This is a genomic window from Nocardioides sp. OK12, from assembly GCF_024341885.1.
Taxonomy (GTDB): Bacteria; Actinomycetota; Actinomycetes; order Propionibacteriales; family Nocardioidaceae; genus Nocardioides; species Nocardioides marinisabuli.
On record NZ_BNET01000003.1, the window covers coordinates 197,236 to 216,850 of the forward strand.

A 19,615-nucleotide genomic window follows, 5' to 3' on the forward strand; every position below is an offset into this window, starting at 1 on the left:
GGGCAGTCAACCCGGCGCGGGCTCAGGTTCCGGTTCGGGCGGCGGGTAGACCGGCTCAGGCAGCGGGTCGCCCAGGGCGAACGCGCGGGCGATGTCGAAGCCGTTGAGCAGGTCAGTGGAGTCGATCGCCCGGTACTCGGCACGGCGGGCGAGGCCGGCATCGTCCTTCGTTGCCAGCCAGTCCCGCACCGCCAGCAAGTCTTCGGCGGGCGGCTCGGCCTCGAACCAGACGCCCTCGCTCGTGATCGCAATGCAGGTAATCGCAGTGAGGCGCGCGTCGTTCACGATCTCGGGATTCACCGATCGCACTAGGGGGCCAGGAATCAGATGCGGGACCATCTCCGAATCGGTCATTCGCAGCTCCTCACGCGGCAGTTACGGGCGAAGGTGGCGCCTGGGCGGCAGCGAGAGCTTCACTGAACCCACGAGGCGCAAAGTCGACCGGCTTCACCTCGGCGCGGTTCTCGTCGTGGATGCGCCGAACCTCGCCCAGCGTGACTGTCACATTCGGCAGATAGGTCGTCGAGGACCGGTCGTCGATAACGCCGGGCAGCATCAGCCCATCCCCGGCGCGCACAGCCAACGGGGCCGAGACGCGGGTGCCAACGCGGTGCATGTTCGTCTCAGTCAGGTTGATCCCATTGGTCCAACCCATTCGCCCCCCGACCGACTCGTAACGAGCGTCGAGGTCGGCGCGCGCACTGCTGCTCGAGAACAGTCGCCCCAGTGCGGTGAGGTCGACGATCTGCTCGGCGGGTCCGAACTTGTCGATCGTCTCGGCCTCCACGCCCGCGGCACTGGGGGCGAACGTCATGCTCCACTCCGAAGGGTCACCCTCGCCATTCACCGCCGACACATACAGCCCCCAGAGCCGGGAGGCGTAGTTGTCGTCAGCGGTGCCCAGGTAGGTTTCGCCCGGTCGCATCACCCACTTGACGCCGCCCGCCTGGCGAAGTGCGACCTTGCCGTACGAGTCGACCCACCAGTGGAACGTGCCCGTGGCTATCCGATCGAGCAGAGCGCCGACCGTAGTGACCTCGCCGGGAGTCTGCGCGACTGCGACACCACCGATATTCACGCCTCCGCGACCGAAACCCATGCCGCGCGCCTCGGCCGCGTCGACCGCCTCGTCGGGGATGTAGGACGGCGTATAGGTGACGCCCGACTCGTACTTGACGGCCGGAAACTCGGAAGCACGCGCGCCCCGACCGTAGGCGGACACTTCGAAGGTGCCGCTATCTCGCGACACCTCGTCCACGAAGCCAGCCCACACCAGGCAGCCAGCCTCGTAGGTCTCCCACAAGGCGCCGCGCCGAAGCCACGGAATCGACCCGTTGTTCGGCGTCGACAATGTGCAGGAAGCCTGATAGTCGCCCGACCAGCCCTCGCGGCGGAAGATGGTCGAGTCCACCAGTGCCGACACCTGCCCGACTGTCGCCAACTTACGGCCCGCGATGTGAACCTCTGCACGACTCATGGCGCGAACGTCCTCCACTTCTCCCAGTAGTCGACCGTCGTGGTGACCGGCGAAGTGGCGGAGTCGTTGGCCTCAACGAAAATTGCCAACGCCCCCGGTGGGAGAATCGGCACCTCGAACGCCACCGCCTTGTTCGAGGCCGCGAAGCCGTTGGCCCACAGCGCACCGACCGGGTTGTCCAGCGACGGCGACTCGAGAACTACCTCAGTCACAGATGCGGCGGGCTCGAACATCGTCAGAGACGTGTCGTCGTCAAGGCGGAACAGTCGCAGCTCGGGCGACGCGACAGCAGTACCCTCGCGGGTCACCGTGATGGTGAGCGCCCCGAGCAGCCCGTCGCGGCGGGAACCCAACATGAACTCACCGATGGGCCGGAAGGCGTTTGTTGCGCTGCGGCTGACAGTTGATGCCGTCTGCACAAGGCCCGACGAATCCGTGATCGTTCCGACGATCTTGCCGCTAGCCGTCGCGGTTTGGGCGTTCTTGACCGCCAGCATGTAGCGGCCAGCCGGCGCAAGAGGCCACGTCGCAGCAACGGAAGGCGAGTAGCCGTGGGTCAGCATCGCCGGGTCGACGAACGCGGTCAGCCACGTCATGCCCGAGGCGCGCGTCATCGTCAACGTCCCCTCGGTGCGAACCGAACCCTCCACCTCAGTCACCACAAGCCCGCGACCATTCAGGGTTGAAGACGAGTAGAGCCCGCCCACATAGAAGTAGTGGGGGTGGTTCGGGCCGCTCTGCCCGCTCGCGTCGTAGAGCATCGAGAACGTGACCGAGGCCGTGCCGGGGTTGTCGAACCAATAGCGGGTGTAGTTCGCTCCCGGCTCGATCGCCACAGGGGGGGCCGAGGGGCCGATGGTGACGCCCGACGAGTTGGCGACGTCGATGCCGATGAAGTTAGCCACAGGGGCACTCGGTGCCGTATAGGTGATGCCGAACCCGTTAAGCGAGCCGGGGACGACCATCACCTGGTCGCGGACCGAAGTCCCGTCACCATAGGTCGAGGTGGTCAACGTGCCCTGGCCGGCAACCACGGACCATCGCGCCAGCGTCGAAGCATTGTCCTGCACGGTCGGCTCTACGGTCGACGGTGCGAACGTCTGTGAAGTGGGAGTCTCCGAGGTGCCGTGGGGTTCGCACGTCAAGGTCAGGCGCCACGTTCGCGACGGCGTGTCGCCCAGCTCCGCCAAATCGTCCGGCAGTGGCGCCATCTCCGAGGTGAGCACCACGAAGCGCGTCAAAGAACCCATCCCGCCAGGCGGAGTCCAACGCAACAGGGTCCGCTTGCCGACCAGTAGCGACAGGGCCCGCTCCCCGCGACCCACATCAAACGCCGACGTGCCATGCACCTGCACGTCGAAGGTGATGGTGCGATTGCCGTAACGGTCGATCCGCTCATCGTCGCCATCACGCAGCAACGAAGAGACGATGATCCGCGACGCCTCCGGGGAGCCCAGATTGAACCCGTCCGCGAGCGTCGAGAACCAATAGAACTCGCTCACCCCGTCCGCGTTCACCAGATCGAGAGACCCGCCAATGGGGCCGAAGTCGAGGCGGATGTCTGCACTCACTTGGTCTTCACCGCCTTGTTTCCGACCTTGTTGAGTTCCTGGCCCACAGCAGAACCGGTCTCCTTGGGGTTCTTCTCCGCCAACTTTTCCAGACGCTCGAGCCGCTTGTTCGTCTGCTCGATCGCCTGCCGGTTCTCGCGCAGATCGACACGCAGCCCCTTGACCTCGCGGGTCTGGGCGCGCACGTCATCACGCAGGAACGCGCCACCAGCCTCAGACGCCGACGACAACACACGCTCGCGACGGTTATAGAGCTTGTTCAACTCGCCAATGTCGGCGCGCGAACCCTCCGCATACGCCCGCAGCATCTCGATGCCGCCCTGGTCGAGCAGGTCACCGATCACGTTGTCCGACAAGCCCTTGCGCTTCAACTGCTTGAGGATCTTCTCCATCTCGCGAGCCGCCGCAATGTCCTGCTTCAACAGATCCTCAGGCGACGCAACCTGGCCGTACCCGAGCGACTGGTTGATCGACCACTCGGCGTCAAGATGCGCCTTCTGCTGCTCAGCCGACAGATCCGCCCAGTTGTCCGGGCGGCCAATGCTCATGAAGTCGCCGGGACTCTGAGCCGCGAACACATCCGACCGCAGCCGAGAATCCACCGACGCCTTGATCGCATCCCGCTCAGCCCTGATCGCGTCGAGCTTCTGCTTCGAGGCGTCAAGTTCCTTCTTGATCGCCTCCGACTGCCGCTCAAGGTGACGGGCGCGGACCTTCATCTCAGCGATCAGGCCCTTACGCGACGCCTCAGTAGCGCGAGCGAAGTCGCGGAGTTCGCTGGTCGGGTAGTTGCCGCCAGCCGTCGCCGTGCCGCCGTTCGCCAGACCGCGCACCGTGCCACCGTCAGCGAGACGACCGGCGTTGATCGCCTTCAACAGCGAACGGTGCCGGTCGGCCTGACCGTGACGGTTGCTGATGACCTCCTCGCCGGGAGCCAGCATGTAGAGGTAACGGTCGCCGTAAGGCTTACTGTCCTTCGGGACCGTCGAGCCGTCCGCGGACCTCTTCGGCGAGTAGCCACCCGACACGTAGTCCACGCCGTCGCTCGACGTGCGAACCGTGTGGACCCGCACGATCTTGTCGGCGATCTTGTACTGCTGGACCTGATACAGCGCAGCCATCGCGTTCGACGTGTCCGCAACGATCTTGATCTCACGGGACTTCGGGAGCGCCATGATCTCGTTCGCCAACTTGCGGGCCGCAGCCTCCGAAACCCCCATCGACTGAGCGGTCGCAATGAACGCCGCCCGAGCCTCCTGGAACTTCTGGTTGTTGTTCCGCACCGCAGCCGACTGGTTGTTCCACGCCGCCGCGAGCTGCGACAGGGCGCCACGGTTCGCGAGAGCAGCGTCAGAGTTGCCCCTGATGCCCGCCGTGTTCGTCTTCGCCTGAGCGGTCGCATCCTTGAGTGCCTGACGGTAGTTCGTCTCAGCATCGAACGCGGCCAGGGTGGCGTCACGCTTCGCCCGCAGAGCCGCCACAGCCTCCTGCGTGGCGCGCGCCTGAGCAGCCTCCGCGTTCGCCAGCGTGTTCGTAGAATCCGCGGCAAGCCGAGAAGCGTTGCCGGCCCGAGTGAGCGCATCCTCGTAGCCCGTCAGCAGGCCACGCAGCGTCTCGGTCTCCTCGGCCGTCAAACCCTGCGCGCTAGCCAGATCGGCGAACGCCTGCGACGCAGCCTCAGGGCCGCCAGTGTTGACCAAGTTGACCAGGGCCGAGTCGAGCAGTTCGATCTCGGCGCGCGCGTCACCAAGCCGCTGCCCCTCAACCTGACCCAGCGTGAACACCTTGAGCAGCCCGTCGCCGGCCTTCTCGAGCACGTTCGAGTCAGTCAACCGACCGATGCTGTCGCCGAGCTGCGAGAAGTCCTCGCCAAGATCGGAGACCGTGCCGTCGCGCAGATCCAGCAGGCGCGACGTCAACTGCTCCGTTGTCGGCAGGGCGTCACGCATCGCACCCTCAAGCGACTTGATGCCCTGGATCGCGACCTGCCACACAGCGAGGCCGACCATCGCCTTCTGGAGCCCCGTCATGCTCGACCCGGCGCTACCCGCAGCCGTCGTCAGCGACGTCATGCCACGAGCAGCGCCAGCGTAGAGCGCCGACCCGATCTGCATAGCGCGGTTCAGCGCCACGAACGCAGCCGCAGCAGCGAGGATCGGGGCACCCACCGGGGAGGCGGCGATAGCAGCGAAAGCGTTGGCGACAGCCGTCAAGGCGGGCACCACCACGGCACCGATCGGAGCAGCAGCCTGGCCCAGCCCGACAAGCGCGTTGACCAGCGAACCGAGCAGCGCCACAACCTGCGGGCCCGTGTCACTCAGGTAGTCGAGGAAGTTCTGGAAGCCCTGGTTGTCCTCCAGGCCGCGGGACCACTCAGCGAACCGGGCAGTCATCCGCTCAAGGCCACCCGTGAACTCGATCGACGCCGGGTGGAAGGCGACCATCATGTTCGCCAGCCCCTCAGTGACGTTGCCGAGAGTGCGGCCCATCTCCATCAGAGTCGGGCCAGCCGTGGTCTCGATGTAACTGAAGAACTCACGGAACCGCGGACCAGCCAGCGCCTCACCAGCGTTCGACGCCATCTCACCGAGAGCCGACGAGATGTTCGTGACGATGGTCTGGACACGCGGCCCCATCAGCAGCAGCGACTCAAGGCCCTCCTGCACGCCGGGGAGTAGACCGGCGCGAGCAGTGTCCTGAATCGCCGAAAGCTGGGGACCGATGCTGTCGAGGAACGTCACGAAGTCCGCGCCCGCAGGCCCGATCTTCGTCATGGCCTGAGCGACCTTCTCGAGGTTCTTCTCGGTCGGCTCGATCTGGGCGTCGTTGAGCGCACCCAGGGCGTCACCGATGCCGTTGAACGCCAGGACCGCGACACCAGCGGCGCCCGCGGCGGCACCGAGCTGCATCGATAGGCCAGCGATCATCGGCACCGTCGCGGCACCGATCGGAGCCAGGGCCGGGCCGAGAGTCAGCGCGACGTCACGGAGCAGGCTCAGGCGACCAGAGAAGCGGTCGATCTCGTGACCGCTGCCGCCGATCTCCTTGCGGAAGACCGCAGCGCCATCCGCAGCGTCGAGATGAGCCTTCGCCTGGTCGCGCATCGACTCACGCAGGCGGCGCGACTTCTCGTCCGCAATCGCCATCGCAAGGGTGTATTCCTTGGTGCGCTGCGTCGCCAGGTCAGTCTTCTTGCTGGCCTTCTCGGTGTCGTCGCCAAGAGTCTCCGTCGCCCGGCTGGCCGACGTCGTGGTGCCGTCGAGATCCTTAAGGTTCTTCTTGAGGAGCGCCGTGGCAGCCGCGGCCTTCGCCATGCCCGTCGTGAAGTTGTCCTCGAGTTCGAGAACGACCCGCTCACGCCTTGTGCCCATGCCGCACCTCCTACGTTCTAGTGACAGGCGCGCAACGGCGCTTTACTCTTATGGGGTGACTCCCGACATCCGCCGAGCAATCGGCGTCCTGTGCATCGCGATCCCCCTGCTCGTGGCAGGGCTGCTGATGCCAGAGGGCGAGGCCGTGCGGTCGGTGCTGCTCATCGCAGGCGGGTGGGGGTGCGCGTTCGGATTCGGCGGGCTCGCCTACCAGCTCATCCGCGGCCCGAAGGTCGCCGACGAGATCGACGCTCCTCAACCTCACTAGGCGACATGCGCCGGGTGTAGGTGTGCCTGCCGTCGCCAGGGCGCGGCGAGGCGGGAGAGGCATCCTCGGGCGTTGCTCGCTGATCTGCGTCATGCTGCTGGCGCGAGAACTGTGCCTGCCCCTTACATACCGAGCAGGTGCGCGTCTCGAACGTGAAGAAGTTCTCGCGATCGTCAGCTAGTGACTGATGGAAGCCGCACGCGCAGATCCCAGCCTCGTACTCATCGAGGCCAAGCATCTTGTCGCGCTCCAAGTCATCCCACTCGGCCTCGCGGACAACCACCGTGTATCCCGTCAGGTTGCCCTCGGGGTCGTAATGCTCGTGACGCTCCTCGGGCACCCAACCCAGCAGCGTTCGCTCAGACACGCCAAGCGAACGGGCCAGGCGCAGACGACTTACGTGGCGGGGGTCTCCAACGAGGTCTTCTGCGATTTTCCCGGCGCCCTCGCACCAGGCACCTCGTGCATCTGGACCACCAGGCGGCACAGTTCCTTGATGTCACCAGCGGGGGCACGGTTCGCGATGAAGTCCCAGTCACCCTCGCCCAGGTCGGCGCCATTCCATGCCACCGCATAGTCGCCGAGCGTGTCAGCCAGGTCGGAGGCGTTGACCATCCCGTAGGCGGCCTGTTCGTCCACAGCGTTCTTCTCGCGTGCCGGGTGAGCATCCACCCAACGCCGCCACTCGCCGGCCGTCTTGCCGCGCAGACGCAGCTCGCCCGTGTGCTCACGCATCTCGGCGAACAGCTCTTCCTTGCGGGCGTCGATCTCGGCCAGGCGCGGGTTGCGACCCTCACCGATGCGACGCGGGGGCTTGCTGCCCTCGTCGTCGTCCGCGGTGAGCGCCTGGGTGCGAAGGTCGGCGGCCTCTTCCTCGAGCGCCTGCACCTCAGCGACGAGGCCCTGCGCGAGACAGAGGGAGTAGGACCGCTCGGGGAGACTGGTGCGGGTGCTTGCTCTAAGTTCAGCGAGGCTCTTGCTCATTGCTACTCCTCGGGCTGAGGTGGGCTGATGACGGGGGCCGCGTCAGCCCGGCGCGACCCCCGTCGATCTAGGGTCACGCGACGAGCGCGACGTCCTCGGCAGGAGGCGTGTTCGAGATGACCGACTGCACGATGTTGAGCTGGTCGAAGTCGCCGTCACCGGTCTGGCCCTTGTTCTGCGGGCCAAGCTCGGCCTCCCAGATGTCGACCTTGTCGCCGGCAGCGAGCGGCTGCTCAGCGTCGACACCCCACCGGTACACGATGTAGACCTTCGAGCCCTCGACCAGAGCGTCACGTGCCGCGTTGACGGAAGCGCCAGGAGCGGCCTGCGGGTCGTAGACGTAGGAGAGGTCAGCGATCGCGCGCGTGGTGGTGCCGAACTCGGTGTTCATCTCCTTCGAGCCGAGACGACGCGGCGCCTCGCCGGTCGCCGTGGTCTTCGTCGGCAGCGCGGCGCCCGTGAACATATACATGCTCACGTTCACGCCCTCCGCGGCCAGCTCCGCCACGGACGGGGCCGACACGCTCGACAGCGACGCAGCGGGGATGACGGTCACACTCAGGTTGCCCTGTGCCTTCACGGCGTCAGGAAAGACGATTGTCACTTGGTGGCCTCCTCAGCCGTTGAGGCAGCCTCGGTCGAGGGCGCCTTTTCCTTGTCCGCCTTCTTGGCGGAGGTCTTGGGGGTGGGGTCGCTCGGTGCGGGTCGGTAGGCGATGACACGCCCACCGAGGCAGACGGGCTCGAGGTTTGCCATGACGGCTCCTTCGGGTTGGGGGTCAGGCATGGAGTCGCGCGCCCTTGCGGACGTCCGCAATCAGTCCCTCTATGCCACCGTGGGTGTAAAATGGGGGATGTGATGAGGGATAAGTGGGCAGTCAGGAGCGGCGTTCTCGCGCACCGTTGGGTGCTCGCCGTGACGGCCTGCACTCTCGGGCTAGGAGCCCTGCTGTTTGATGCCGCAGAGCCCGCGCGGGTTGGGTTCACGGCCGCGTGGCTGATCGCGTTCGTACTTGCCGCGCTCGCCGATCACAGGTGGCGCATGGGGCAGATCGTCGGGCGCCGCCGAGCTCAAACCACGTAGGTGTAAATCTCGAGGGCAGAGAACTTGCCGTCGTCGGGTTCGGGCGCCTGGCCCGACTCGTACTGGATCGGCGTCGTCAAGTCGCCGCCGATCGTCAAGCGGGCCTCGTCGAGCGCGAGAGAGATCCGCGAGAGAGCCCAACGGCACTCGTCAGGGGTGCGGCCCACGGCGCGCACCGACACCCGCCAGCCCGACGACTTCGCGTAGGCACCAGCACGGCGCAGAGCACCCGTGCGGCGCTCCACAGCGGGCAGAACGTAGATGTGGGGCAGGGTGCCGGGGTTGTTGTCAGCGCCCGGAACCTTGCCGTAGTCGTACACGCGATCGGCGCCCAGGGCGACCTCGAGCGCCGCCTTGATCGCCACGACGTGCGGGCGAGAGTCGCGGGTGCTCATGCGCCCGGCCAGAACAGGTCGGAAAGCATGTCGCCCGCAGCCTTAGCGAACTTCGGCCCGACCACATCTAGCGACTTCTCGAGGTCCGTGTTCGGGGGGCCGCTGCGCCATCCGGCACCGACGATGCGAGAGGCGTCCCCGGTCCAGCCGTACTCGCCGGTCAGCGGGTCGATCATCTCGGCGGTCAGGCGCTTGTAGGCGTTCTTGCCGTGCTTGCCGGACTTGCTGCGGGCGATGCTGCGGGCGAGTGCGTTGCCCTCGCGGGTGCTGCGCTGGACGACTGCCGAGCCATTGCGGACCATGTTGGCCGGGATCTTGTGCAGGTCTGCGGTCAGGTCGTCGAGGTGGTTGTGGACCCTAACGCGCATGTCACCACTCCTCGGGTCGGACGTCGGCAATGACGGGCAGGCGACGCGCGGTGGCCTGGTCCTGGAAGTCGGCCTCCACGATGCGGAACACGGCGCCCTCGTTCTCGCCGCTCGTGACGTCGATCAGGTCGCCGTCGTGCAGGTTGTCCGTCGAGGCGGGCAGGTGGGCGATACGCAGAGCGAGTTGCAGCTCGACGCCGCCGATGTTGACCGTGCGGGACGTGGCCGCGTTACGCGATCCACCGATGCGGCACGGGAGGTCGTCGTGGGTGACCTCCCAGACCGGCACCTCGAGGCCCGTGGACTCGTCCTGCGTGGTGCGGTCAGTGAGGCGCCACACCTTGACGCGAGAGGACTCGTCCATCCGCTCCTCGGCCAGCGCGCGCAACCCGTCCTGATACTCGTCGAACATCAGGCGATGAACGGGTCATTGGCCGAATACCACGGGAACGGGTAGCCGGCAGGGGCGGGGGCGGTCGGCACGTAGATCGTGTCATCGCCAAGGTCGTCGCCGCGGGTGGTGCGGACGACGCCGAACCCAGCCGGGGCAGTAGTGCCGCGGAACTGGGCCAGGTCGGCGCGGTCCTCGTCAGTGAGCACGAGGCCGCGGGTGGTGCCCCAGCGCTTCGTGCCGTCGTCGAGGGTCACCGAGTCGAGTTCTTCGCGGTTGCTCCATGCGCGTGCGGCGACACGCACAGTCACATCGCGCACCACGTCGGGCACGTCGGCGACCAGTGCGCCCGTCTCGTCGGTCCAAGTGAGACCGGCGTAGGTGCGGACGCGAGTAGAGGCATGGGAAAGCACCGCCCCCGCCCGCGGGTCGGCGGAAGGGATCTCCCGACCGACCCACGCAGCGAGGTCGTCGACTGTTGCGAGCGGGGGCAGTGCCATCTTGGTTACTCCGATCAGACCGCGGCGGCGAGCTTGAACTTCTCGGCGCGGTTCGCGTCGAGAGTGGTCGCACCGACGAAGGTGTCGACGATGCTCTGGTCCTCGAGCTGGAGCGGGTTGTAGTGCTGAATCCAGCGCAGAGCGAACCCGTCCTGGCTCACGGTGGCCGTCTTCGCGGCGCCCTCAGGCGAACGCGAGGGGCGGGTGACGTGAGCGAAGGCGTCGACGTTGTACGCGATGCCCTCGTCGGCGGTCAGGTTCGGGTCGACGATGATGTCGAACCCGAACAGGCGACCGATGGTGGCCTCGCGCAGCAGACCGTCAGTGCCGGCCTCGTTGACCTTCTGGAGCTGGTCCAGCTCGAGCAGAAGCTGCTCGACCTCGACGCCCACGGCCAGGGTGCGGCCGATCATCGGGACCTTGCGGGAGTTCAGGTTGGCCCGAGCCTCGATGATCGCCTTGAGCACGTCGGCACCCGTGCGGGTGACGGCGGTGATACCGGCAGCGTGGCCGTTCATCACGGACACCAGCGGGGCGACGACGCCCTCAGCGACGACCTCGGCCTGCGGGCGAAGAACCTGCTGCTCGAGGGAGGTCAGCGTGAAGGTGGCGAAGTCGTCCGGCAGGCGAACGGCCGAGTAGACCTGCTTGTCCATCGTGACGGGCACGGTGGACTCGCTCAGGTCGTCGAAGATGATCGCGGCGCGCGCGGTGCGGTTGGCGTCCGTGTAGTCGCGGGCGGGGCCCACGGTGACGGGCTTCTTGACGTCCACGGTGCGACCGCGGCCGGCGACGAACTCCTGCGAGAAGTCCTGACGAACGGTGCGCGGCAGGACGGACAGGTAGCGGAGGGCAGCCAGGGTGGACCGGGCGGCCTGCTCCGGGGTGTAGAAGGTGTGCGCCATGTCTATTGCTCCTTACGGTCGTGGTTCAGCCGCACGCAGCCGACATGGCTGTTGGCGGTGCGGAGTGTTCAGCGACGGAACATCCGTTCGCCGAGCTTCGAGAGGTTGGTCTCCTCCGGCTCCTTGTCCGGTTCGAGTCCTCCACGCAGCGCCTCGGTGGGCTTGCGAGTCGTGGCGGGTCGCTTGGCGGGCGCGAGAAGTTCGAGCAGCTTCTCGGCGTCGGCGACCATCTCGTCCCGGTCGGCGCCCTGGAGTCGCGCGGCGATCTCCTTGGGGAGTCCCAGGTCGAGGGCGATCTCGTAGCGCAGGGATGCGGCCTCGAGTTCGCCGATGCGCTTGTCCTTCGCGGCGGCGTCCTCGGCCTTGGGGGCCTCGGTGAGTCGCTTACGAAGGTTGGCGGCTTCCGAGTTCAGCTTGGCGATCTTCCGCTTGGCTCGCTCGGGGTCCCACGCCTCGTCCTTGCCGTCGTCCTCCGGGGACTGCTCGGCGCTGTCGGGGGTGGTGGTGTCCTCGACCGTCTCGTCAACGATCTCGGCGTCCTGCGTGGTGTCCTGCTCGGACATGGTTGACCCTCCCGGGGTCTAGGGGATGGAACAGCCCGCCACCAGGGCGGGAAGATCAGCGGAGGTTGCCGGCGCGGCGCATCCCAGCCAGGAGCGCCTTAAACTCGCGGTCGCGGCGCTCTCGCGGCGACAGGCTCTCGTCGGCGCGGATGGCGGCGATGTCAGCCTCGGCGGCGGCGGCGCCGTCGAGGTACTTCGCCATGTACGGGGCGCGCATGTACGGCAGGGGTTCGTCAGAGAAGACCATCGTGGCCTTGCAGCCGCACGAACGGTGATCGCCGCGGGTGGCGCTCTCCTCGGACCAGTAGATGGCGCCACGAGAGGCACGCAGCACGCAGTAAGCGCACGGGTCGGGGTTCTGCGGGTAGCGCGCGAACTTCACTTCGAGCGGGTCCAGTTCGGACGACTCACCGATGGTCTCGAACGCGGCCGTGAAGGTCGCGAGCTGCGTTTCGGCGGCTAGGCGGGCGAGAGCGTCATCGAACTTCTCAGTCGTCAAGGGCTGAGTGGCCCACATCAGCGAGCCAGTCGGCAGCAGGTCGTCGCGCACCTGCGGGATCGGCTGGAACGTCGGAGCGCCAGGCGGCCGGGCCGAGTTGTAGAAGTCCACGGCGATAGCGGCGGCGGCCTGGCCGTAAGTGCGGACCAGTTCGAGGACGAACTCACGCAGATCCTCGGCGGCCTCGGCCGGGTTGCCCTGCACGTTCTTGACCCAGTGGGCGACCAGAGCGGCCACCATGACGACCTTGAGGTTGTCGATCTCCTCTTGGAAGGCGTCGACCTCAGCCGCGGTCGGCACGGTTCACCAGCCGGGCGACAGTGGGGTCCTGTCGAGCGGCAGCGGCAGCCTCGGCGATCTGAGTGCGGGCGGTCGTGGCCGCGGCGACACTGGCGGCGTTCTTGAGGTCGGAGAGGTCCGACTGGTCAAGCCACGGCAACTCCTCCCACAGTTCCTCGACCGGGACGCCGAGCATCTGAGCGGCCTTGCCAAGAGCGTCGACCGTCTGGCCCCACGGACGGACGCGAGTGTCGCGCCAGTCCATGCGGGCTTCGTAGTCCTCAGCGGCGGCGAGGTTGCCCTCAAGCTGTGCGGCCATGCGGAGAGTCTGGGCGTGCGACTTACCGAACGACATCTGGCGCTCAAACACCTTCTGGTTCAGCCCCGCCCGGATCTCGACCAGCGTGTCGGCCGAGATATTCGAGAGCTTCGAGAAGGCGGTCACGGGGATCTGAGCCGTCGAGGCCAGGGCGTCGATGTCGGAGTCGCGCGAGGAGATGAACCCCTCGAGCGGGGTCGCCGGCAGGCTCCACGCCTTCGAGTTCGGGTCCTTGAGGGTCACCACATCGGACTGACGAAGACGGATCTGCGCCTTCTCGGCAGCCTGCGCCGGGGTCAGGCCCTCAGTGTTCGGCCCCTGGCTAGCGTCGATGCCCGAGAACACCCGCAGGTTCCACGAGTTCGAGTGCTGAGCCAGCATCCGGTCGTAGTCGGTCTTGTTGATCCGCTTGGCGACCGGGATGAGCGGGGTCACCTCGCCGAACGTGCGGCCCTCGAGGTCGATCGAGTTGCTGTAACGGACGACGGGCGTAACGCCCGCGCCGTGCTCGCGATACTCGATGTAAGTGGGCTCATCGCCCGACGCGCCCACGCTGACGAAGTGGACCACCTCGTCGTCATACAGGCGCACCATGAACGACGACTGACCGGCCGCATCGAAGCGGGCGGCATACATCGGCCAGTCATCCTCAGCCGGGTCCGCGTACAGCGCGACCATCTTGCGAGGACTCACGCCACGGATCACCGAACGGGGACCCTGCGAGTCCTGGCCCGGCATGACTGTCGTGAACGAGAAGCCGTAGCCGATCGCGGCGCGGTGGATCGCGACCTGACGGTGGTCGAGATCGTTGGCCTGCCAGGTGCGCCACGGGTCATCCGCGTCGACCGTGGACTTGTAGCCCGTCGCGTAGAGCGCCTGGGCGACCGTCGTGACCACCGTAGAGAGCAGCGGAGTCTTCGCCAGCGTGGCGATCCACTTGTGCTCCTCGGAGGCGTTACGCGGGATCTTCGGACCCTCGTGGGTCAGGTTGATCCACGAGTCCACCATGTCAAGCTGCTCGCGCTGCTCGCGGTAGATCGGGAACATCTGCTCGGCCACAACCTCGAGGGCGGCGCTCTTGCTCAGCATGAATCGCCCCGCAGGTAGTTCAGGGCCGCCTCGACGACGGCCGGGTTGTCCTTGAGGTGGCCGATGCCGACGTTGCACGAGTGGCAGAGGATGCCGCGGACGTCGCCCGTGTCGTGGCAGTGGTCGACCTGCCAGCCGTTTCCGTTCGGGGTGTCCGTGCGGCAGATCGCGCAGCGCCCGCCCTGATCGGCCAGCATCTCCGCGAACTGTCCCGGTCGCAGCCCGTACTTCATCTCGCGCTTGCGGTCGGCGTGCTTCTCGGCCGTGGCGCGGCGGTAGGCGACGACGACCTCGGGGTTGGCGGCCTTGTAGGCGCGCGACTTCTCAGCCAGCATGGCTCGATTCCCCTCCCTGTAGGCCGCAGCGGCGGCGTTGATCTCATCCCGCTTCGCTGCGCGTCGCTGGGCGCGCTGGGCTAGCACTCGTTCGCGGTTCTCGGGGCGGGCGTTCCATTCGCGCACATAAGCGGCGCGCTTGGCGCGCTGCTCGGGGGTCGAGGTCATGCCCACCAGCCCCCGTCGTGCTGCTCTTGGGCGGGCTGGGCCTTCGCCAGCCGCCACATCATCCGGGCACCGACCGCACAGATCGCGGCGTCGACCTTCCGGGACGACTCTCGGTGTTCTTTACCGAGGCTGACCCCGTACTTGTTGGGGCGCCTGCGGGCGTTCTTTACGTGCTGCTTGAGCCGTTCGGCTCCGTCATGGGTGAGCGTGCCGGCCTTGACGTCCGACACGAACCGCTCGGCGTGCTCCACGAACGTCTCCTGGTGGCGCGGGTAGCGCATATCCCAGATGACCGCGTGACGCTTCTCGCCCGTCTTCTGCGCCCACAACTCCAGCGTCTCGCCGTAGTCGCGCGCCCAGTCGTCGAGATAGGACTCCCAGAACCGCTCGCCCGTCTCGTCGTCGCGTGCATCGGAGGGGTCAGCCCACAGACCCACAACCGTCCACAGCTCGCACGAGTCGCGCACCACGCGGTCAACGTCGGCCCGGTCCACGATCCAGCCATCAGACCGTGGGGGCCGCTGCCAGACGCGCACCGTGAAGACGTGACCATCGGACTCGCAGCACCCGACCAGGGCGCTCGCATCGTCCGTCTTGGAGCCGTCGAAGAACAGGAAGACCCGCTCGCCAGGCTCCACAATCCGGTCAACCTTGAGCCCGTCGAACTCCTGCGGAGTCAGCCAGGCATCCTCGGTCGCGGTGATCTGGTTGTACCACTTGCGCCGCGACTCGCTAGGCGGGTTCGCGGGGTTCAGGATGGACTTGACGATCCGGCCACGAGGGCGGGTGTCGAGCCAGTAGGAGTCGCCCCGGATGGACTCGACCACCGCAGGGGCGGCGTCGGCCGTCAGGGGAGCGTCAGGGGGCGCCTCGAGCGAGTCGTAGAGCAGGCCGAAGTCCATCGCGGTCGGCTTGTCCTCGCCGACGCCCTGGGTGGCCTCCCACGCCTCACGCATCCGCTCGCCCACCGAATCCTCGCCGGGGCGGTAGGCGTTACAGAAGTCGAGCATCCGCGCCGCGCCGCCCTCAGACTTCGCGGCATTACCCTCCATCGCGCCGGCCATGTCGTGACCGCCGTTAGAGGCGTTCCAGTTCTGCGTCTCAGCGCGACCCGTGAAGGTCGGGCGCCCACCCTCGATGCTCAGCGGGTTAGACGTGACCGCCTCGATCTGGCGAGTGTCGCCCAGGCCGTAGACGTTCAGTTTGCCGATCTGGATGCCGTACTGCTGGCGAGCCTCCGGGGAGATGAGCGACGGGAACAGCTTAAACGTGTTCTTAGTCTGCTCCTGCGAGACTGCCACGATCTGCACCCAAGCATTCGGCTCCTCGCGGCCGATCGGACGGCCATTCTCGAAGTGAGAGAACCGCACGTCAGCGAAGCACTCGGCTGGCGACAGGCAGGCGACCACAGGGTCCTTGCCCCAGCCCTTGAGCCGCTGGAGAACGCCCGAGTGGTAAACGAAGTCGCCATGCTCGTCGAGGGCGTAGTACCAGAGGATGAACCGCGCCTGCTCGGCCGTGAACTGCCACGGCTGCCCATGCTTGTCGCGCAGCCAGACGCCGCACCACGACAGCACGTTCCAACCGAGCGTCAGGTCGGGCAGTAGCCAGCCGTTGTCCCACTGCCACGTCGGGCCGATCTTGACCGGCTCCCACACCAACTCAGACGGCGGGGCGACGTTCGCGAGGTGGTCCTCGTACCAGGCGACAATCTCGGCGTGCTCAGAATCAGCCGCCGACGCCTGCGCTGCGGTGCGACTACGCGCCACGGCGCGACCAGCGGGCGTTGGCCGCCGCTCGAGCCGCAGTCGAGCGAGCCTCGGGAGTGTCCGCGGTGTCAGGCAGGTGCAGGTGGCGCAGGTGAGCAGCCTTCGACTTCGCCTGCTTGTCGATCGACCCGATAAGCGGGTGCTCGACCTCCTGGCCCATGCTGCCCTTGCTCATGTACGGGCGCCCCAGGTCCACCCACGCGCGCAAGAACTCGGCCTCCATGTCGGCGGCAGTGCAGGCGCTCGAAAGCACCCGCAGCTCGTCGACACGCAGGTCGTAATCCTTCACCACACCCTCCCACAGAGCCCGACCAGCGTCGGACAAGTGCTCGGGAGCCTTCGGCTTGCCGCTCATGGGTGCCCTCCTGGGGCTAGAAGTGGTGGCCCACCAGGGGCCGGAAAACCGGGGAGACTGCACGCAGGTAGGCGGGTGCTATCTGCCCCGGTCTCTTAGAACGCGGATCGAGGGGTCACCCCCCACCCCGTCAGGACTTCGCGGACTTCTTCGCGGGCTTGTCGTCGGCCTTGGGCTCGGCCTTGACCTTCGCCTCGCCAGCCTGTCGCGGGTCGCCAGCAGGTCCAGCCTCGCCAGCCTTGCGGGTGTCGCCAGCCTCGCCGGTCTCGCCGGCCTTGCGCGGGTCTCCAATGGTGCTCATGTGAGCCTCCCTGGGTGCTGTTCGGGTGGTCGTGTGCGCTTAGGCTTGGCTGCCTGCGCTTCACGTTGGGTCTTGGCTGCGTGGCATGGGGTGCTGAGCCATCGCAGGTTGTCGAGCGTGTGGTCGTGTGGGTCGGCGTGGTGGTCGCACTCACGTCCGATGCCGTCACAGTTGCTGACGTGCTGCTCGGCCTCGCACTTGCCTGACGCTCGGCGCTTGACCGCCTGCCTGCGTTGCTCCCAGTCGCGGGGCAGTTCGGCCCTTCGGTTACTGCTGGTCCATCGTCCGCTCATGTCTCGCCTCGCAGTCGCGCGCCAGGCTGGGGATGACGTGTCGCGTGGAGCAGTAGCCGCAGGTCCATAGCGCGTCGTACTCCTCGGGCGTCACGTCAGATCACGCACCCGCACCGCAGCTCACGACACAGCACGCAGCCTGTGCTGGCATCCACCACAGCAACCCTCGAGCGCATCGCATGTGACCTTGGATCGTCCGCACCCGCAGCGCCACTGTGCGTCGCAGGTGCAGTCGGGTCGTCCGGGGCAGATGGTGGGCACGTCACCTCGCCCCATGTGCTGCGTCGAGGTGGCGCTCCCACGCAAAGACGACCTCGTTAGGGCTGGGCTGATAGGGAAGGTTGCCAACGTCCTGCAACCAAAGCCCCTCGGGGTTGAATGGTGTAGTGCGGCCAGGCTTCATGCAGTCGCGATGGGTGCAGATGATGAGAACGGAACCGTCCTCGTCGCCCGACAGGTACATGCGGTGGTTGTCGCCATCCATCACACACCCCGCACGATGCTCATGCGCTCAGGCTCGAGCGACAGTCGCCCATGCCAGCCGCACTCCACACACCGCTGCATCGTGTAGGTCATCACGTCGGCGACGTAGCGCTTGGCGATGGGCTTGGTCTCGTGTCCACATGCGCGGCAGGTGTCGAGCTTGTTCTGCCCGTCAACGAACAGCGCGGGGTGGTTCTTGATGTGGGGTCGCTGCCAGTCGTAGAGCCACTGGGTTGCGATGACGTCGCCCTCACAGTAGTCGGTGAGGCGCTGGCGGTCCTCGACGCTGCCGGCGACTGCACGCTCCATCGCGTCGCGGTCGTAGCGGTCGGTCTTGCTGGGGATGCCGACGACCTGGCAGAAGGCGTCGAGGCCCTTGAAGGGCGCGCCGGACTTGAACTGACGGCGGAGTACCTTGAGCGTGTCTACAGTCTTCGGCTCGGGCAGCACGGGCAGCTTGGGCCGGTGCGAGTGTCCGATGCGCGGCAGGTAGAAGTCGCCCTTGAGCCACGGCACGTCGGCATTGTCGACGTTGTGCCCGACCAGGATGTCGGCCTCGCTGACGAGGCGGTGAACGCGCTTTAGGAACGCGCCTCGGCCGCCCTTGTCCCACTCGGCCAGGCGGATGACCTCGCCCGAGTCGTACCACTTGGCGCAGACGATGGTGGTGCGGGGCTCGCGGGTGACCGTCTCGTGGTGGACGTATCGGTTCTTGAGGTCGCCGCGGTCCCACCATGACTGCTGGGTGATTCCGGGCAGGCGCTCAACGTCCAGGATCAGGATGCGATTGCGGACGCCGGGGGCGATCTTGTGCGTCAGGGCGGCGGCGACCTGCTCCATGCTCATCGCAGGTTCTCCCGCGCCGAGCAGCCGCCGCGTGCGTGACGCGACAGGGCTTCCCACGGGATCGTGGGCGAGTCTGGGTCTTCCTCCAGCTCGCGGGCCAGATCCTTGAACCGCACGCCCCGGTCGGCCAGGAGTGCCCGCAGCGTCTTGGCGTCGGCGGGGCTCATCTGCTCGAGGTGGTGGCAGGTGGCGCAGGTTCGCCACGGCACTTCGTCGGTGAGGCGGTTGGCGATGTCTGCGAGGGCCATGCGGTTTCCTCTCGGCGGCGCCCGCTCATTGAGGGGGCGGCGGCGGATGGGGGTGGTGCTATTCGCTCCCGAGAACGATGTTGGGCGGGATTGACAGTTCACTGCCACTAACGGCAGCAATCTGATAGCCGGGCCGTTCGAACGAGGGGCACGGCCGGGCTTCGGGAACGAAGTCGTCCATCGGCGGCTGCGAGTCGTGGCGGCTCATGCGAGCGCCGCCCGGTATTCGGCGAGCTTGTCGAACGAGGCGTCGATATCGGCGCGGATCTCTGCTCGGCGTCGTGCGCTGTCGTAGCCGCGGGGGAGGATCGCGGCGTGTTCGTGCATGGCGTACCTGATGTACGCCTCTAGGAACTCAGCCGCCTGCTCAGCGTCGATTGCGGCCATGTCACTCGTCCGCCTCGAACTCGGGGCGTTCGGTCAGCTCGGCCACTCGCAGCATCGCCATTCGCTCGAGCCAGTTGAGGCCGTCGCTGGTCACTTGCCGCACGGACACGTCGCCGTCTTCGTCGATGACTTTGAGCAGCACGACGGCGCCTGCGATGAGTTCGCCGGGTTCGGGGTGGTGGCAGATGCCGAGGCTGTCGAGCAGGTCGCCGATGGGTTCCATGTTTCCTCCATGTGCCGACGCGCGGGCTGTCGAGGCACCGCGCGCCGGCAGCAGAGGTCTGCCTGGGCTCACTCGCAGGGGTTCGGCTCACGACGTGCCGCGCTGGGCGACCGTCCATCGTGCCGTCAGGTGAGTTGCGATGGGC

The 19,615-nt window shown here is 66.9% G+C and carries 24 protein-coding genes; 1 reads left to right on the top strand and 23 read right to left on the bottom strand.

The features are described from left to right. Positions 1 to 6 precede the first annotated feature (6 nt). Genes OCU29_RS08250 through OCU29_RS08265 form a run of 4 tightly spaced genes read right to left on the bottom strand, consistent with a single transcriptional unit; the run spans position 7 to position 6,419 of the window. The gene (locus tag OCU29_RS08250; RefSeq protein ID WP_261819523.1) at positions 7 to 354 is read right to left on the bottom strand and encodes a hypothetical protein; all 348 of its coding nucleotides are present in this window, start codon (positions 352 to 354) and stop codon (positions 7 to 9) included. Between the two features lie 10 nt (positions 355 to 364). Further along, complete coding sequence (locus OCU29_RS08255) at positions 365 to 1,423, bottom strand: hypothetical protein (RefSeq protein ID WP_261819524.1); 1,059 nt, start codon at positions 1,421 to 1,423, stop codon at positions 365 to 367. A gap of 50 nt (positions 1,424 to 1,473) precedes the next feature. Beyond that, positions 1,474 to 3,048 carry a hypothetical protein gene (locus OCU29_RS08260; RefSeq protein WP_261819525.1) on the bottom strand — a complete coding sequence of 525 codons (1,575 nt, stop codon included), beginning with the start codon at positions 3,046 to 3,048 and terminating at the stop codon, positions 1,474 to 1,476. Beyond that, positions 3,045 to 6,419, bottom strand: coding sequence for a hypothetical protein (locus OCU29_RS08265; protein ID WP_261819526.1), 3,375 nt, complete (start codon positions 6,417 to 6,419; stop codon positions 3,045 to 3,047). Before OCU29_RS08265 ends, OCU29_RS08260 begins: the two co-directional genes overlap by 4 nt. 55 nt (positions 6,420 to 6,474) lie before the next feature. Here OCU29_RS08265 and OCU29_RS08270 point away from each other — a divergent pair, with 55 nt between their 5' ends. After that, complete coding sequence (locus OCU29_RS08270; protein WP_261819527.1) at positions 6,475 to 6,687, top strand: hypothetical protein; 213 nt, start codon at positions 6,475 to 6,477, stop codon at positions 6,685 to 6,687. A 396-nt stretch (positions 6,688 to 7,083) separates the two neighbouring features. Here the strand turns inward: OCU29_RS08270 and OCU29_RS08275 are convergent, their stop codons facing one another. From OCU29_RS08275 to OCU29_RS08365, 19 genes are all read right to left on the bottom strand, one after another. Continuing rightward, complete coding sequence (locus tag OCU29_RS08275) at positions 7,084 to 7,671, bottom strand: hypothetical protein (RefSeq protein WP_261819528.1); 588 nt, start codon at positions 7,669 to 7,671, stop codon at positions 7,084 to 7,086. Between the two features lie 73 nt (positions 7,672 to 7,744). Further along, on the bottom strand, positions 7,745 to 8,251 hold the full coding sequence (locus OCU29_RS08280; protein ID WP_261819529.1) for a hypothetical protein: 507 nt from the start codon (positions 8,249 to 8,251) through the stop codon (positions 7,745 to 7,747). A 20-nt stretch (positions 8,252 to 8,271) separates the two neighbouring features. Beyond that, the gene (locus tag OCU29_RS08285) at positions 8,272 to 8,427 is read right to left on the bottom strand and encodes a hypothetical protein (RefSeq protein WP_261819530.1); all 156 of its coding nucleotides are present in this window, start codon (positions 8,425 to 8,427) and stop codon (positions 8,272 to 8,274) included. Positions 8,428 to 8,741: 314 nt separating this feature from the next. Further along, positions 8,742 to 9,149: a hypothetical protein gene (locus OCU29_RS08290; protein ID WP_261819531.1), complete on the bottom strand. Its 408-nt coding sequence runs from the start codon at positions 9,147 to 9,149 to the stop codon at positions 8,742 to 8,744. Next, positions 9,146 to 9,517 carry a hypothetical protein gene (locus OCU29_RS08295; protein WP_261819532.1) on the bottom strand — a complete coding sequence of 124 codons (372 nt, stop codon included), beginning with the start codon at positions 9,515 to 9,517 and terminating at the stop codon, positions 9,146 to 9,148. The genes OCU29_RS08290 and OCU29_RS08295 overlap by 4 nt, the downstream gene beginning before the upstream one ends. A gap of 1 nt (position 9,518) precedes the next feature. Beyond that, positions 9,519 to 9,929, bottom strand: a complete 411-nt coding sequence (locus tag OCU29_RS08300; protein WP_261819533.1) for a DUF6093 family protein — start codon at positions 9,927 to 9,929, stop codon at positions 9,519 to 9,521. Next, positions 9,929 to 10,408: a hypothetical protein gene (locus OCU29_RS08305; RefSeq protein ID WP_261819534.1), complete on the bottom strand. Its 480-nt coding sequence runs from the start codon at positions 10,406 to 10,408 to the stop codon at positions 9,929 to 9,931. Before OCU29_RS08305 ends, OCU29_RS08300 begins: the two co-directional genes overlap by 1 nt. A 14-nt stretch (positions 10,409 to 10,422) precedes the next feature. Then, positions 10,423 to 11,313: a P22 phage major capsid protein family protein gene (locus OCU29_RS08310; protein ID WP_261819535.1), complete on the bottom strand. Its 891-nt coding sequence runs from the start codon at positions 11,311 to 11,313 to the stop codon at positions 10,423 to 10,425. A 68-nt stretch (positions 11,314 to 11,381) separates the two neighbouring features. After that, positions 11,382 to 11,876 (bottom strand): hypothetical protein, encoded by a 495-nt coding sequence (locus OCU29_RS08315; protein ID WP_261819536.1) that lies wholly within the window; start codon positions 11,874 to 11,876, stop codon positions 11,382 to 11,384. 55 nt (positions 11,877 to 11,931) lie between these two features. Continuing rightward, the gene (locus OCU29_RS08320; protein WP_261819537.1) at positions 11,932 to 12,675 is read right to left on the bottom strand and encodes a hypothetical protein; all 744 of its coding nucleotides are present in this window, start codon (positions 12,673 to 12,675) and stop codon (positions 11,932 to 11,934) included. Continuing rightward, entirely contained in the window at positions 12,659 to 14,062 is a 1,404-nt protein-coding gene (locus OCU29_RS08325; RefSeq protein ID WP_261819538.1) for a phage portal protein, read from the bottom strand. The genes OCU29_RS08320 and OCU29_RS08325 overlap by 17 nt, the downstream gene beginning before the upstream one ends. Further along, the gene (locus OCU29_RS08330) at positions 14,056 to 14,565 is read right to left on the bottom strand and encodes an endonuclease VII domain-containing protein (RefSeq protein WP_261819539.1); all 510 of its coding nucleotides are present in this window, start codon (positions 14,563 to 14,565) and stop codon (positions 14,056 to 14,058) included. The genes OCU29_RS08325 and OCU29_RS08330 overlap by 7 nt, the downstream gene beginning before the upstream one ends. Continuing rightward, entirely contained in the window at positions 14,562 to 16,334 is a 1,773-nt protein-coding gene (locus OCU29_RS08335; protein WP_261819540.1) for a hypothetical protein, read from the bottom strand. The genes OCU29_RS08330 and OCU29_RS08335 overlap by 4 nt, the downstream gene beginning before the upstream one ends. Further along, complete coding sequence (locus OCU29_RS08340) at positions 16,324 to 16,689, bottom strand: hypothetical protein (RefSeq protein WP_261819541.1); 366 nt, start codon at positions 16,687 to 16,689, stop codon at positions 16,324 to 16,326. Before OCU29_RS08340 ends, OCU29_RS08335 begins: the two co-directional genes overlap by 11 nt. Before the next feature lie 130 nt (positions 16,690 to 16,819). After that, a complete protein-coding gene (locus tag OCU29_RS08345) occupies positions 16,820 to 16,990 on the bottom strand; it encodes a hypothetical protein (RefSeq protein ID WP_261819542.1) in 171 nt (56 codons plus the stop codon). A 776-nt stretch (positions 16,991 to 17,766) separates the two neighbouring features. Next, positions 17,767 to 18,612 carry a hypothetical protein gene (locus OCU29_RS08350; protein ID WP_261819543.1) on the bottom strand — a complete coding sequence of 282 codons (846 nt, stop codon included), beginning with the start codon at positions 18,610 to 18,612 and terminating at the stop codon, positions 17,767 to 17,769. Then, on the bottom strand, positions 18,609 to 18,860 hold the full coding sequence (locus OCU29_RS08355) for a hypothetical protein (protein WP_261819544.1): 252 nt from the start codon (positions 18,858 to 18,860) through the stop codon (positions 18,609 to 18,611). Before OCU29_RS08355 ends, OCU29_RS08350 begins: the two co-directional genes overlap by 4 nt. Before the next feature lie 204 nt (positions 18,861 to 19,064). Next, the gene (locus OCU29_RS08360; protein WP_261819545.1) at positions 19,065 to 19,247 is read right to left on the bottom strand and encodes a hypothetical protein; all 183 of its coding nucleotides are present in this window, start codon (positions 19,245 to 19,247) and stop codon (positions 19,065 to 19,067) included. Position 19,248: 1 nt separating this feature from the next. Beyond that, positions 19,249 to 19,470, bottom strand: a complete 222-nt coding sequence (locus tag OCU29_RS08365) for a hypothetical protein (protein ID WP_261819546.1) — start codon at positions 19,468 to 19,470, stop codon at positions 19,249 to 19,251. Positions 19,471 to 19,615 lie beyond the last annotated feature (145 nt).

Excerpts from the sequence above, each read along its gene's own strand:
- OCU29_RS08360 (WP_261819545.1), bottom strand. The coding sequence starts at position 19,247 with ATGGCCGCAATCGACGCTGAGCAGGCGGCTGAGTTCCTAGAGGCGTAC.
- OCU29_RS08290 (WP_261819531.1), bottom strand. The coding sequence starts at position 9,149 with ATGAGCACCCGCGACTCTCGCCCGCACGTCGTGGCGATCAAGGCGGCG.
- OCU29_RS08345 (WP_261819542.1), bottom strand. The coding sequence starts at position 16,990 with ATGAGCACCATTGGAGACCCGCGCAAGGCCGGCGAGACCGGCGAGGCT.
- OCU29_RS08310 (WP_261819535.1), bottom strand. The coding sequence starts at position 11,313 with ATGGCGCACACCTTCTACACCCCGGAGCAGGCCGCCCGGTCCACCCTG.
- OCU29_RS08350 (WP_261819543.1), bottom strand. The coding sequence starts at position 18,612 with ATGAGCATGGAGCAGGTCGCCGCCGCCCTGACGCACAAGATCGCCCCC.
- OCU29_RS08295 (WP_261819532.1), bottom strand. The coding sequence starts at position 9,517 with ATGCGCGTTAGGGTCCACAACCACCTCGACGACCTGACCGCAGACCTG.
- OCU29_RS08325 (WP_261819538.1), bottom strand. The coding sequence starts at position 14,062 with ATGCTGAGCAAGAGCGCCGCCCTCGAGGTTGTGGCCGAGCAGATGTTC.
- OCU29_RS08365 (WP_261819546.1), bottom strand. The coding sequence starts at position 19,470 with ATGGAACCCATCGGCGACCTGCTCGACAGCCTCGGCATCTGCCACCAC.
- OCU29_RS08305 (WP_261819534.1), bottom strand. The coding sequence starts at position 10,408 with ATGGCACTGCCCCCGCTCGCAACAGTCGACGACCTCGCTGCGTGGGTC.
- OCU29_RS08355 (WP_261819544.1), bottom strand. The coding sequence starts at position 18,860 with ATGGCCCTCGCAGACATCGCCAACCGCCTCACCGACGAAGTGCCGTGG.
- OCU29_RS08265 (WP_261819526.1), bottom strand. The coding sequence starts at position 6,419 with ATGGGCACAAGGCGTGAGCGGGTCGTTCTCGAACTCGAGGACAACTTC.
- OCU29_RS08275 (WP_261819528.1), bottom strand. The coding sequence starts at position 7,671 with ATGAGCAAGAGCCTCGCTGAACTTAGAGCAAGCACCCGCACCAGTCTC.
- OCU29_RS08250 (WP_261819523.1), bottom strand. The coding sequence starts at position 354 with ATGACCGATTCGGAGATGGTCCCGCATCTGATTCCTGGCCCCCTAGTG.
- OCU29_RS08330 (WP_261819539.1), bottom strand. The coding sequence starts at position 14,565 with ATGACCTCGACCCCCGAGCAGCGCGCCAAGCGCGCCGCTTATGTGCGC.
- OCU29_RS08285 (WP_261819530.1), bottom strand. The coding sequence starts at position 8,427 with ATGGCAAACCTCGAGCCCGTCTGCCTCGGTGGGCGTGTCATCGCCTAC.
- OCU29_RS08315 (WP_261819536.1), bottom strand. The coding sequence starts at position 11,876 with ATGTCCGAGCAGGACACCACGCAGGACGCCGAGATCGTTGACGAGACG.
- OCU29_RS08300 (WP_261819533.1), bottom strand. The coding sequence starts at position 9,929 with ATGTTCGACGAGTATCAGGACGGGTTGCGCGCGCTGGCCGAGGAGCGG.
- OCU29_RS08340 (WP_261819541.1), bottom strand. The coding sequence starts at position 16,689 with ATGAGCGGCAAGCCGAAGGCTCCCGAGCACTTGTCCGACGCTGGTCGG.